General features: G+C 66.2%; 13 protein-coding genes. 5 read left to right on the top strand and 8 right to left on the bottom strand.

Features of this window, described 5'->3' with window-relative positions; translation table 11 throughout:
• Positions 1-54 precede the first annotated feature (54 nt).
• Positions 55-543 (top strand): hypothetical protein, encoded by a 489-nt coding sequence (locus ACWF9G_RS04330; RefSeq protein WP_452513587.1) that lies wholly within the window; start codon positions 55-57, stop codon positions 541-543.
• 12 nt (positions 544-555) lie between these two features.
• Here ACWF9G_RS04330 and ACWF9G_RS04325 read toward each other — a convergent pair whose 3' ends face one another.
• Genes ACWF9G_RS04325 through ACWF9G_RS04310 form a run of 4 tightly spaced genes read right to left on the bottom strand, consistent with a single transcriptional unit; the run spans position 556 to position 3594 of the window.
• Positions 556-1332 carry an ESX secretion-associated protein EspG gene (locus tag ACWF9G_RS04325; protein WP_452513585.1) on the bottom strand — a complete coding sequence of 259 codons (777 nt, stop codon included), beginning with the start codon at positions 1330-1332 and terminating at the stop codon, positions 556-558.
• Between the two features lie 14 nt (positions 1333-1346).
• On the bottom strand, positions 1347-2678 hold the full coding sequence (locus ACWF9G_RS04320; protein WP_452513583.1) for a hypothetical protein: 1332 nt from the start codon (positions 2676-2678) through the stop codon (positions 1347-1349).
• 3 nt (positions 2679-2681) lie between these two features.
• Positions 2682-3056 (bottom strand): hypothetical protein, encoded by a 375-nt coding sequence (locus ACWF9G_RS04315; protein WP_452513581.1) that lies wholly within the window; start codon positions 3054-3056, stop codon positions 2682-2684.
• 10 nt (positions 3057-3066) lie between these two features.
• The gene (locus tag ACWF9G_RS04310; protein ID WP_452513580.1) at positions 3067-3594 is read right to left on the bottom strand and encodes a DUF3558 domain-containing protein; all 528 of its coding nucleotides are present in this window, start codon (positions 3592-3594) and stop codon (positions 3067-3069) included.
• A gap of 88 nt (positions 3595-3682) precedes the next feature.
• On the opposite strand from ACWF9G_RS04310, the gene ACWF9G_RS04305 reads away from it, so the two are divergent.
• Together ACWF9G_RS04305 and ACWF9G_RS04300 are read left to right on the top strand one after the other, a co-directional pair.
• Positions 3683-4048 carry a hypothetical protein gene (locus ACWF9G_RS04305; protein WP_452513578.1) on the top strand — a complete coding sequence of 122 codons (366 nt, stop codon included), beginning with the start codon at positions 3683-3685 and terminating at the stop codon, positions 4046-4048.
• A 750-nt stretch (positions 4049-4798) separates the two neighbouring features.
• Positions 4799-5074 carry a hypothetical protein gene (locus ACWF9G_RS04300; protein WP_452513576.1) on the top strand — a complete coding sequence of 92 codons (276 nt, stop codon included), beginning with the start codon at positions 4799-4801 and terminating at the stop codon, positions 5072-5074.
• Positions 5075-5130: 56 nt separating this feature from the next.
• On the opposite strand, the gene ACWF9G_RS04295 is transcribed toward ACWF9G_RS04300, so the two are convergent.
• Both ACWF9G_RS04295 and ACWF9G_RS04290 read right to left on the bottom strand, forming a co-directional pair.
• Positions 5131-5556 (bottom strand): PIN domain-containing protein, encoded by a 426-nt coding sequence (locus ACWF9G_RS04295; RefSeq protein WP_452513574.1) that lies wholly within the window; start codon positions 5554-5556, stop codon positions 5131-5133.
• A complete protein-coding gene (locus ACWF9G_RS04290; protein ID WP_452513572.1) occupies positions 5553-5849 on the bottom strand; it encodes a type II toxin-antitoxin system Phd/YefM family antitoxin in 297 nt (98 codons plus the stop codon). The genes ACWF9G_RS04295 and ACWF9G_RS04290 overlap by 4 nt, the downstream gene beginning before the upstream one ends.
• 334 nt (positions 5850-6183) lie before the next feature.
• Here ACWF9G_RS04290 and ACWF9G_RS04285 point away from each other — a divergent pair, with 334 nt between their 5' ends.
• A complete protein-coding gene (locus ACWF9G_RS04285; protein WP_379305490.1) occupies positions 6184-7344 on the top strand; it encodes an FAD-binding oxidoreductase in 1161 nt (386 codons plus the stop codon).
• Between the two features lie 31 nt (positions 7345-7375).
• A complete protein-coding gene (locus tag ACWF9G_RS04280) occupies positions 7376-8137 on the top strand; it encodes an FAD-binding oxidoreductase (RefSeq protein WP_452513570.1) in 762 nt (253 codons plus the stop codon).
• 3 nt (positions 8138-8140) lie between these two features.
• On the opposite strand, the gene eccCb is transcribed toward ACWF9G_RS04280, so the two are convergent.
• Entirely contained in the window at positions 8141-12475 is a 4335-nt protein-coding gene (eccCb, locus tag ACWF9G_RS04275; RefSeq protein ID WP_452513568.1) for a type VII secretion protein EccCb, read from the bottom strand.
• The gene (locus ACWF9G_RS04270) at positions 12468-12839 is read right to left on the bottom strand and encodes a hypothetical protein (RefSeq protein ID WP_379305496.1); all 372 of its coding nucleotides are present in this window, start codon (positions 12837-12839) and stop codon (positions 12468-12470) included. The genes eccCb and ACWF9G_RS04270 overlap by 8 nt, the downstream gene beginning before the upstream one ends.
• Between the last annotated feature and the right edge of the window lie 35 nt (positions 12840-12874).

The raw sequence follows: 12874 nt of genomic DNA, 5'->3' as shown, positions 1-12874 counted from the left end.
GCGGCAGCACACCGATACGAAGGAGTCGCGATGAGTCACCACGAGTTCACGCTGGTGCTCGATCACACGCCGACTGACAAGGAGCTCGACTCGCTGTATGAAGCGGGGCTCGACGACTCGACGCCGGAGTTCGGACCACGCACGACCCCGGTACTGCATGTACATCGCGATGCCGACTCGTTGGCGTCCGCCATCATCAGTGCCGTCGGGCAGACCGAGGCGGCCGGATTTGCCGTCGTTGGTGTGCGAACCGAGAACCTGGTCACCCTGAAGACGATCGCGGCGAGAACTGCACGGACCTACGAGGCGGTCCGCCGACTTGCCAACGGGGACCGCGGCCCAGGGGGCTTCCCCACACCGATGAGCGGCGATGGCTATTCCCTGTACTCGTGGACCGAAGTCGCTCGATGGTTCGCCGAGCATTACGGGATCCCGGACACCACCACGTACTACGACCGAATCATCGCGGCCGCAGATCATTTGGTGCGGGCCAGGCGGCTGATGGGTGGCGAGGCCGGTGAGCTGTCGGCTCTGGCGAGCTGAACACCGCTGTGGTCAGTGGGGGCGGTAGGCGCCTGCACGGGCCTTGGTTGCGGTGGTGGTGAGGATTGAGGTGAGGGTGGCCTGGAGGCGGGTGGGGGTGGTGGGTTTGGCTATGAAGGTGGTTTCGCCGTAGAAGACGTAGCGGCCGTCGCCGGTGAGGTCGTGGAGCTGGAAGTCGTCGCGGCCTTCGGTGTGGCGGTTGTCGACGCTGCCGTGGGCATAGACGCCGATGTGGGTGAGGGTGTCGGTGGGTTTGGCGAGGAAGGTTTCGAGTTGTTCCCGGGGGGTGGGGTTCCACGGGTCGCGGACGTGCGGGCGGGGAGCCGCGAGTTCTGCTGCGGTGACTTTGATTTCGCGGCCGTTTCCGGGGGCGACCTTGGGAAGCGTGGAAAGAACTGCGGCGGCGAGTGTTTCGGTGGCGAGGAGGTGGAGGGTGATATCGCCCGCGTTCGCCTCGTCTCCGGGGGCTTGCACGGCCAGCGCGGCGTAGTTGTCGCGGGTGCCGCCGTATGCGCGGATAGTTCTTGTGCCACGGCAGGATCCGGCGACCTCGACGCGTGCGTGCGGGGCCAGCAGAGCCGCGACGGCGTAGTCGAGATTGGTGTCGAACTGGGCTTGCAGTGACTCGGCGGCCTTGCGGCGGAGCCGATCGGTATCAGCGCGGAAATCGGTCGTGTGGCGATGGTGCAGGGGGTACGGGAGGACGTCGCGGCCCGTCGCTTCCCACAGCGTGCGGAACTCTAATGCGGTGAGATGCCAGGTGTGCACGGAAGATCTACTCTGCTCCATCAGAAAACCAACGACTAATCCGCGCCGATGACGGGCGGGACCGATTTGGGCATGTCGTCCAGGCCGGTGAGTTCGTCACCGTGTTCCTGCGTGACGAGATAGTCGGGAATGCCTTTCGTGGACTCGTCGTCCTTGCCCCCACCCCGCGCGCCGGGCGACATCATGCCCGGCATCCCGGCGCGACCTGCCGCGCCCGCGGTCGAACCACCCACCCGCGCCACGCCCGACGGGTTGCCCGCGGTCGATGGTGACCCGGGGACCGCTCCGCCGGGGGACGGAGCGCCCGCGCCGGGGGAGCCACCGCCGGGACTTCCCCCGCCGCCCGGACTTCCGGACGGGCTCCCGGCGCCGGCGGGGTTGACGCCGGAAGGTGTTGTCGCCATGGGGTCGGTCGATTGCGGGTTCGTCGATTGCGGGTTCGTCGATTCGGGGGACGACGAGTCGTCGTCTGACGTCGCGGTGTCGGGCGAGTCGTCGTCAGTCGCTGTGTCGGGTGTTTCGTCAGTAGGCTCCGGGGTGGTTCCGGGGTCCGCCGACGACGGCTGCGTCGTGTCGGGCGTGCCGGATGACGGGTTCCCTGAATCGGGTTGCCTTGTGCCGCCCGGATTTCCGGGGTCGCCGCTGTTGTCGATGGCCTTCGGGATGGGGATGACCGGAACGTCGGTGTCGGATTCGTGGACCACCGGGGCGTAGACGGACTCGAGTACCCGAACGGCCTCGGCCTTCGCATTCCGTTGCGCCACATCGTCATTGCGCCAGCCACGGCCCGCCAGGAAACTGTGCAGATTGTCGCCTCCGCTGCGATGCTCGGGCGGGTACGGCACGAGATTCTTGGTCGGCTCCAATCCGGTGCGGAGTTCGTCGAGTTTATTGCTGGTGAGGGCCGCCGCTGTGGTGACCCGCTTACCGGTGTTGTCATACGCCGCAACGGTTTGCGCGGCCGCGGTCGCCGCCGCACCGGACCAGACGTCGGGAGACATGCCGCGGGTGATCTGCTTGCGGAACTCGTCCAGCGAGGTGGTGTTGCGGGTCGCTATCTCCTTCCACGCGTCGACCAGGTTCGTCACGGCTTCGAGATTGATCTGGTCGACCTTTGCCCGCAGAGTGGCGAGATCCGGCTTGTCGAACTCATCGGTGCCGTTCACCGTCTTGGGGCGGTACTCACCGTCGAAACCGAGATCTTTGGCATTCTGGCGAACCGTCGCGCGCTGGTCGTTGAACTTGTTCTGGACCTCGGCGGCGTCGGGAGCTTCGGCCTCACCGTTGCCGGTGATCAGGTCGCCGATCTGGCGCTTCCAGGTGGAGAGGAAGTCGACACCTGCGAGGTGTGAGGTGGGGTTGGTCATGGGTTACACCTGGCCTGCGGTGTAGTCGAGGGCGTTGGCGGTTTCGATGTCCTGGCCGGTGAGGCGGGTGAAGGAGATGGAGAAGACTTCGCGGAGTTGTTTCACGGCTTCGATGTCCTTGAGAATGACCTCGTAGATCGAGTTCGGCTCGCCAACGGCTTGGGCGCGGAACTTCGCCTCGAGCGTCCTCGCCATGTCAAAGTCACCGAAACCGGTGACGTTCTGCACCACCTGCGCGACAGTGAGCATGCCTTGGAGGTCGGACAGTCGCGCATCGCATGCCTTGTACATGTGGTACGCGGCCGACTCGTCGTTCAGGTAGACCTCACCGGCTTTCGCCTGTGCGGCCAGCTGGCTGTAGGGAGTCGTTTCCGTCATGGTCGACGCCCTATTTCGGAAAGGTTGGAACCAACACGGCGCCGGCAAGCTGGAGGTGCTCGCATGGGTCAGCCAGTGGACCATCCGCGATCGCAGAGTTGCCGACAGCGAGCTGGACGACCCCCTGATCAGTGGGGAACACAACATCGCACATCAGGTTGCGGGAGTCACCCTGCACCTTGAACTGGCGTCCCGACCTATTCGCGATAGTGACATCCGAGAAGTTGATATTCCCGGGACGCTGCTCAAAATACGCCACCGTCTTATCGGTTGTGTAGACGGTGAGGGAGTAGTCAGGCCCTCGCCACCCGCAGATCTCCCACCCCGACTGAGGAACGCCACCGGCCCCAGTCTCCTCTGTACCCGGATCCACCCCCGCGGCCCGCAACACATCATCCGCAATCTCCGTACACGGATTCCACAACGCCGGCTTGGCCGCAGCGGTCGTCACCTCGGGCGACGTCTCCCCCGCCGCACACCCGGCCAGCCCGGCCACCGCCAACCCCGCAACCAGCACCGCTGTACCTGCGCGTTTCATCCCCACCCCTTCTCGCCGGACACTGCTCTGACCAGGGACATTAGCACGGGAAAGCGGCTGAGGACGGCGCCGCGTAGGTTGGTCGATCATGAGTGAACTTCGACTTTCGGCACCGTTCGACGGGCGCGACGCCAGGGGCAAACCGGTGGTGAATCGTCCGGCGATCGACCCGCGGATCAGCGAGCGCGTGCTCGACTACCTCGCCCACGCGCCGGTGGTTTTGAGCGCACGCAGCTACGACACCGACGACTTCGACGCGCAGGTTCGGGATGTGCCGATGAACTTCCACACCGACGGGGTGTTCGTGTGGCCCGGCGCTGTCCCGCACTACCTGCGCAAGTACGGCCTGCCGCCGGAACCGGTGCTGGTCCAGCACATCGTCGGCAAGAACTTCGAGATCGGGGAGGTCGGCGAGGACGCGCGGCAGGCGGCAGTGCGGTTGGTTGTCGGCTGACCAGTAGGGATAGATGTCGGCCATGGCGGGAGGCGCCACAACCGAGTGGGTCTAGAACCTGCCCTGGCGGCTGTCAGTGCTCGGAAACAACTTGATGGGCCAGCTATGTGCTGGCGACGAGCACCAGCCTGGGGTTATGCGGTATGGACATTGTTGCTCGCCAACGGGTTTGGGGTGTACCGTCGCGAACGAAGAACGGCTCCCGGCAGCGCTACCAACGCTACCGAGAGCCTGGGTACGAAACAGACTGCAACTGTTCGCACCGTAGGGGGAACCCTACCGCCAACACCTCGGCGTGCTCAAAGGCCGAGGCCGCCCGTCTGATGCCAGGAGCCGACGGCTCCCGCGTCCGGGTGTGAGCTGTCTCGTTTCGTTCTCAGGCCTGAGAGCCGTTCCTGGTCGTCACCGACGAGCCCGACCAGGGGAGCGCCAACCCCGTCACACCAGCCGTCTGCGAGTACCACTGTCGTACGCCTCGCACGTACGCACCGTGTCGGCCGGGCGTGCACACCTTCGACATGGTCCAACCAGCCGCGCGTCGATTCGACGCGGGGCCAGAAGTGTTGGCCGAGACGGTCTATCGGGGCATGGTGATCGGGAGTCCGGGGCAGTGGGGAGACGACACCGGCACCCCTGGGTGCTCAGTTCGGCGGGAGATCAGTGGGTCATCGGCCCCGCACGACTACCCGACGTTTCGGTAGCCTGCGAGGAGGGTTCCAGCAGGCCCTCCCAGTCGGAAGAGGTCGATAGGTGAGCCGGACAGTCACTGAGACACTGGGGGTCTGGGTACAAGCAGTTGTCGGAGTCGTCTTCGGCGCGATGTTCTGGACCGGCGTCCTGGTGAGGACCCCCGAGATCGGTCACTGGCTCGTGAATGCCCTCGTCTTGGCACCGTCGCTGGCTCTCGCGTTCGCAGGGTTCATCCACGCCAAAGTTCGCCGCCTCGCGGTCTTCGGCTGGTCGTTTGTCGGCGGTACGGCCGTCTACGGCTACCTGTTCACCTTCCTCGTCCTGGTCCACTTCTAGCGGACCTGGTTCAACCAGCCGCGCGTCGATTCGACGCGGGGCCAGAGAAGTGAGTTCTAGTCGCCATCCCACGGACAGATGAGTGGAACGTCGACCGCCTGGAAATGCCGGACGTTGCGGGTTACCACCGTCAGGCGGTGGGTGATCGCTGTCGCGGCGATGAGTGCGTCGACCGGGTCGATCGGGCGGCCCGCGTGGTCTGCGCTCGCTCGGCAGGCGCCCCACTCGAGCGCCACGTTCGCATCCGCCGGTAGCAGTCTGCGCTCGAATCGCGCCGGGAGTTCCTCGGCGAGCCAGCGTTCGAGCCGAGTCCGGCGTTCACCGTTGGGCAAACGGTCTATGCCCCTGCGTAGTTCGCCCAATGTCACCACACTCAGGTGGGTGCGGTCTTCGTCGATCTCGGCCAGCCAGCTCAGTAATCCACGGTCGGGGCGGGGCTTCACCAGCTCCGAGATGACGTTGGTGTCGAGCAGGTAATTCACAGTTCGACAGCTCGGTGCGCCGGGTCGCTGCGCTCGCGATCGAAGAGTCGCTGCTCGTCGTCGCTCAATTCGGCCAGCGGGGATGCGGCGAAGAACTCGGCCAGGGTGCCGGTGCGCGCGGTCGCGCGGCGCCACTGTTCGACCGGAACGACGACGGCGACCTCACGGCCATGCTTGCTGATCACCTGCGGACCCTCCCGTTCCACCGTGTCGATCAACTCCGAGAACCTGGCTTTGGCATCGGCCAACGGCCACGCGACATCGAACGACCGTTCCCCGTCCTTGCGGGCCATCACCTACACCTCCCCGATTTTTGACTACTCTGGTCATAATCGAGAGTAGCGAGGGCACGGCGCGTCCACCAGGGACTACCGGCCCTGAGCATCGGCCAGACTGCCCGGCTCGTGTAGTCGATCTTGGCGGACCGAACCCGCCAAGGTCACCGACGCATATCGATGCAGGCGACGCCGCGCCGAGGCGCGGTCGAGGGCTTACGATCCGTCCGGCGAATGGGACCGTGACGAGCATCCCTGCACCCAGCGGCAGGTTTCGGGGGATACTTGACACGGCACCCGCTCCGAGGCGGGGCCACATTGCAGCAATTCCAGGGAAAGGGAGCTTGACGACGTGGATGCGCGTTCGCTTGCGCTGGTCCGCGCCGATTTCCGCGGGGTGTCGGAGACACCCGGTGGTCCTGAGCGGCTGATCAGCGCTTTCTACGGTCACCTGTTCGCGCAGAACCCGGCGTTACGGGAGCTTTTCCCACCCGCCATGGACATGATGCCCAAGCGTCTCGTGACGGCGCTGCAGTATGTCCTGGACAATCTGGAGGACTTCGAGCGCGCCCAGAGGTTCCTCGAGCAACTGGCCCGCGACCACCGGAAATACGGGGTCGAGGCCGACCACTACGACATGGCGGGCAGAGCGCTGCTCTCGGCGCTGCGCACCTTCCACGGCAACCGCTGGACCAGGGAATTGCACGAGGGCTGGAGCGACATCACCATCCTCGTCTCGGCGTCGATGGCGATCGGCGCCAACGAGGACAAGTCGCAGCCGTTCTGGGGCGCGACGGTGGTCGGGCACCGCAGGGTGCTCGACGACCTGGCGATCGTGCGGTTGCAGGCCGACGGCCCGATCCCGTTCAAGGCGGGCCAGTACGTGCCGGTGCAGGTGCCGCAGCGGCCGAACATGTGGCGCTACCTCTCCCCCGCGATCCCCGCCAATCCCTATGGAGAGATCGAATTCCACGTGCGCCGGATCAGCGGTGGCTGGGTGAGCCCGGCGATCGTCAACGACACGAAGGTCGGTGACCGGTGGAAGATCGCCGGTCCGCTCGGCGGCCTGCACATCGACCGGGAGTCGGGGCGCGATGTGCTGCTCATCGGCTCCGGCACCGGGATCGCGCCGCTGCGCGCGCAGCTGATCGAGATGAGCCAGCGCGGCATCAACCCGCGGGTGCATTTCTTCACCGGCGGCCGGTACCCCGGCGACCTCTACGACGTGGACAACATGTGGCAGCTCTCGCAGTCCAACCCGTGGCTGACCGTGGTGCCGGTGTGCGAGGAACGCGACGATCCCTGGTGGTATCCGCAGGCGCCCGCTTCCCCGTCGACGGGTATGTACCGCCGTCTCGTCGGTAATCTGGGTGCGGTGGTCACCAGCTTCGGCGCGTGGTCCGACCGCCAGATCCAGATCGCCGGGTCGCCCCGGATGATCGCCGACACCCGCCGCGCGCTGATCAGGGCGGGCACCCCGCCCCAGATCATCGCCGCCGACCCGGTCGGCTGAGCACCCTTCCCGCCCTTCGTGAAAGAGGCCGATGAGCAGCAGCGAGTACCCCGATACCGGCTGGACGGCGACCGTTGTCGGTCATCACCGCCTGCGCAACGACCTCGCCGTGATCCGGCTGATCGGTGACTTCGTGCCGTTCGCGGCGGGCGGGTCGGTCGAGGTGGAGGTGCCGCAGCATCCCGGCGTGCGGCGCAGGCTCTCCCCCGCGCTGCCGCCCTCGCTCGACGGCAAGCTGGAGTTCCACGTGCGCATCGTGCCCGGTGGCTGGTGCTCGAGTTCGATCGTGGCCGACACCCAGCCCGGCGATCAGTGGCGAATCAACGCGCCGCACAGCGTTTTCCACATCGATCCCGAGGCCGCCGAGGTCGTGATGATCGCGGGCGGCACCGGTCTGGCGCCGTTGCGCGCGCAGATCCTCGATCTGGCCCGGCACGAGAACCCGCCGCGCACCTACCTGTTCTACGGCGGCCGCTCCCCCCGCGACCTCTACGCCTCGGACATGCTGTTCCTGCTATCCGGCGAATTGCCGTGGCTGACAGTGATTCCGGTGGTCGAGAGCCCCGACGACCCCGCCATCCGCGACGAATGGCACGAGCACTCGCGCGTCGACATCGGCTTCGCCCCGACGGAGATGCTGCACGGCACCCTCGCCGACGTCGCCGCCGCCCACGGCCCGTTCCACCAGCATCAGGTGCTGGTCTGCGGTTCCCCCGCGATGGTGCGCACCACGGTGGACACGCTTGTCGCCGCAGGTACGCCGTCGGCCAACATCACCGCCGAGGGTGCCTGAGCTTCACTGCGGCGCGGGAAAATTGGCTATCTGAACCATTTCCTGCTCCCGGGTGCGCGACGCCAGGATGCCGCGGCCAGGGGGAAGCTTCATCGGCCGGACGTCGCCGATGATTCTTCCTTCGTCGCGGGGGCCGCTCATCACCAGCGTTTCGACGGACAGGTTCCGCAAAGCGCCGAGGACGGGGTCATACAGTGCCCGCGAGACACCACCCGTGCGGCGGGCGACGATGAAATGCAGTCCGACATCGCGGGCCTGCGGAAAATACTCCACCAGTGACTGGAACGGATTCGCCACCGAACTGGGGGCGACCAAATCGTAGTCGTCGACCACGAGGTAGATCTCCGGCCCCGACCACCAGGCGCGCTCCCGTAACTGCTGCGCGGTGATGCCGGGGCCGGGGATGCGCGCCGCCAAGGCATTCACCACCTCCGCGATCATCGGCGCGGTCGTCTGCGATGAGGTGGAATATCCCGCCAGCGCGTTCCCGAACTCGCCGAGCATTCCGCGCCGATAGTCGATCAGCACTACCTGCGCCGCCGCCGGGCTCGCGTTCTCGACGATGCCGGTGATGATATTCCGCAAGAGTGTCGTCTTGCCGTGCGCTACGTCCGCGAAGACCATGAAGTGCGGCTCGGCCGCGAAATCGAGTACAAAAGGCTGCAACTCGGATTCGCAGAGGCCGACGACCACCTTCGTCGGGCCCAGCGAGATACCGTGCTCCGCCGCGAGCGCGGGCAGCGCTTCCCGGCTGAATTCCAGCGGCAACGTCCGCACCTCGGGCGCTCGGCGCCGCCCGTACATCGCGCTGAGTTCGGCCGCGGCCTCGCCGAGCCCCTCGCTGAGGGACGACGGATCGGAATCGGAATCCAAGCGGGGCAACGCGATCAGCATGTGCAGGTGATCGGCGGTTATCCCACGCCCCGGCCGTTCGTCCGGAACCTGCTGCGCGACACGACGATTGATTTCCGAATCAGAGGGATCGCCCAATCGCAGTTCGATCCGGGTGCCGATCTGATCCCGGATCATCGGCCGGATCTCCGGCCAGCGCGACGCGCTGATCATCAGGTGGATACCGTAGGACAGTCCCTGGGTGGCAATGGCATTGATCTGCGGCTCGAGCACTTCGAACTCTTCGCCGACCGCCCGCCAGCCATCGATGACCAGGACGACGTCACCGAACCTGTCCGGTGACGACGAAGTCGCGGAATCCGCTGCCTCGGACGCGGCGGACTTCCGTCGCCGATACTCCACGATCGACTCGATACCCAGTTCGGCGAATCGCTGCTCGCGCAGGCGCAGCAACGTCGTCAGCTCGGCGATCGTGCGACGTACCCGATCACCGTCCAAACGGCCTGCCACCGAACCCACATGCGGCACCCGAGCCAACCTCATGAGACCGCCGCCGCCGAAATCCAGGCAGTAGAACTGCACCTGCTCCGGAGTGTGCGTCACCGCCGCGGCAAGCACGATCGTCTCCAACGTCGTCGACTTGCCCGCGCGCGGACCGCCGACAACGGCGACATGCCCTTTGGCACTGGAGAGATTGATCGTCAGCACTTCGCGACGATGCTCGGACGGCTTGTCGATCACTCCGATGGGCATCCGCAACCGGCCGGCCCGATTCACGGTCGACCGCCAATCCCGGTCGGGCAACAGCTGATCCAGCGTCGGAGATTCGTCCAGTGGCGGCACCCACAGCGGATACGCCGGCTTGCCGTGCCCGTGGATCCTCGACACCACCGCTTCCAGCAACGTGCGCTGCTCGACACTGCCGGTGCTCGCGCCGGGGCCGACCCGTTCCGACCGGCTCACGTAGGCCGACTTGAACCGCAGCGGATCGGAAGCATCGACCTTCAGATAGCCGGAGCCGGGATCGCTGGCCAGATGGTAGGCGTCAGCGGTGCCGATGACGGCCCGCGACTCGGCGGCGGAGAACGTGCGCAGCACGATCCGGTAGGACAGATGTCTTTCCAGCCCGCGCACCTTGTCCTCCTCGAACCGCTGCGAGGCGAGCAGTAGGTGCACGTGCAGCGAACGTCCGAGCCTGCCGATCATCACGAACAGCTCGATGAAGTCCGGTTTCTGGGCGAGCAGCTCCGAGTACTCGTCGACCACGATCAACAACGCGGGCAGCGGGCCCACCTGCATACCCGCCGCACGGGCTGTCTCGTAGTCGGAAACGTCGGCGAATTTCCCCGTCGCCCTGAGTATCTCCTGCCTGCGTTTGAGCTCGCCGGCCAGCGCGTCCTGCAACCGGTCCACCAGGGACAGATCTTGTTCCACGTTGGCGATGACGGTCGACACATGCGGCAGCGATTCCAGACCGGAAAAGGCCGCGCCACCTTTGAAGTCGACCAGAACCAGATTCAGCGCATCCGGGGAATGGGTGGTGACCAAGGCGAGGATCAGGGTGCGCAGGAACTCCGATTTGCCGGAACCGGTGGCGCCGATACACAGCCCGTGCGGGCCCATGCCGTACTGGCCCGCCTCCTTGAGATCCAATTCGACGACGTCCCCCGTGGCGGTGACCCCGATCGGTACCCGCAACCGGTCGCGACCGTGCCTGGGCCGCCACATCTCATCGACGTCGAAGTCCTGACCGGAACCGATGCCGAGCAGATCGGTGAAGTCCACCTCGCCATCCAGCGGAGACCGGCCGAGGCCGTCGAGCGCGAGCTCTTGCTGGTATCCCCGCACCAGATCGACCAATTCGGCGGCGCCATCGGAAATTTCCGCCGCGCTCAGCAACTCCGGCTGCAACTCGCGCAGATCCGGCATCGCGACGCGAAACGGCCGCTCCCCGAACAGCGCCCACCCCGGCCCGTCGGGAAGGCGGGCGGCGCGCTCCGGATGCAGACGCGAATCGGCGGGGCGGTGCAAGCGCAATTCGATATGCGCCGACAGCAAGTCGACCAGCTCGCCGGGCGCCTCGTTCCAGTCGCGCGCGGTCACCACCAGATGAACGCCGTACTCCGGGCCCGCGCTCGCGATCTGCTTGATCCGGCCGTCGAATCCGGGGATCTGCTCGCGGAAATCGCCGAGCCGGTCGATGAGCAGGAATACATCGGGCACCGGACCGGCCAGCGACGGCCGGGCGGCGCGCAAACTGGCCGGTGAATCGATACCGGATTCCCGATACAGTCTCTTGCGGCTGCGGATCTCGGCGGCTACCCGGTCGAGGACCGCGCCCACCTTGTCCAGCTCGTCGTCGCCCACCGCGCTCGCGATATGGGGTAGCGCGCTCATCGAACCGAGGCGGTTGCTGGATTCGAGCACATACAGTTTCACCTCGTCGGGTGAATGGGTCAGCGCCAATGATCCGGTGAGCGTCCGCAGCAGCGTGCTCTTGCCCGACCCCGCGCGGCCGACGATGAAGAGGTTGCGATCCGCGCCGGCCAGATCCAGCCACACGGTTTCGCCCGGCACACCGTCGGTCCGCCGCTCCTGCCCGATGGGAACCTTCAATCGGCCGGTCCCCCACCAGTTCGCCGCCCGCAGTCCACTGTCGGGCGTCTGTTCGAGCCGCCCGACGAGCGACCCGAGCTGCACTCGATCGCCCACCTCGATGAGGCTCGATTGCCGCCGCCGAACCCGGGCGATATAGACCTCGTCCTTGAAGACCCCGTAGTGGTTCGGCGTCTGCCTGGTTGTCCGGCTGCGGACATCGGCGTGCACGAACGTCCACAGATCGTGGGTGCCGATCAGGCCGCTGCCGTTGTCGGCCTGACCGGTGCCGATTCCCTTCACCAGCGCCGAGGTGAACACCGACAGGGGTGCCGAGTCACCGTCGGCGCGCCCCTCGGCCGCGGTCTCCACCGCGCTCGACGCGGTCAGCACGCAGATCCCGTCGCCCGCCGCGAGTTGCTGGGCGACATCGTCGATGGTCGGTGCGGACTTCATCACCTCGGAGCCGAGAAACGCGCCGCTGTAGCAGCAGTCGAGCACGATGATCTTCGCCGCAGCCGCGGACTCCCGGATCAGCTCGCGGATGAACGTCGAGGACACCGCCGTGCTGCTCAGCAGCTGCGGGTCGGTATTTCCGACAGCCAGGTACAGATTCTGGCGGGTGCGCAGTCCGTGACCGGAGAAGTAGAACAGGATGACGTCGTCTGGTTCGGCGCCGCGGAAGACCCGCTCGATGCTGCGCTCGATCTCGGCCTTGGACTCGTTGATCAGCAACTCGGTCGGGCGGAAGCCGCCGATCTCGGGGTCGCGCAACAGTTCCCGGAGTTGCTCCGCGTCCGAGATCGGCGCGTAGAGCCGCGACAAGCCGTCGAAGTGATAGGTGTCGTTCGCTACGAAGAGCGCGATTCGCCGTCCGGTCGGACTACTCATCGGCCAGCAGGTCGCCGAACTTCTCGATGGCATTGTCGACCTGGGCCATGCCCGGGCGGACGATGGTCACCTCTCGATCACCCTTCTTGATCGTGATCGAATCCGCCTTGGTTCGCTCCAGGAACCTGAGGCTGACATCCCGAATCGACCACACCACGGCACCGATCGTCCCGCTGGACACCAGCAGCTGACCGATCTGCTCGACGGCGCCGGATTTCTGGCCGTCCGCCGCGGCGGTCGTCACCCGGCTGACGTGTAGTCCGCCGATCTCGGACAGATCGGTCTGTAGCTCGCCGGTCACCTCGTCCAGCCACTCGGCGTCGCGACGCCCCCCGGAATTGATCACCAGCACAACGTCATCCATCGATCCGCCCTCCCTCACTGTGATCATCCTCGTCA

It is taken from the genome of Nocardia sp. NPDC055029 (assembly GCF_053608525.1).
This window is presented reverse-complemented; position numbering and strand designations above follow the sequence as displayed.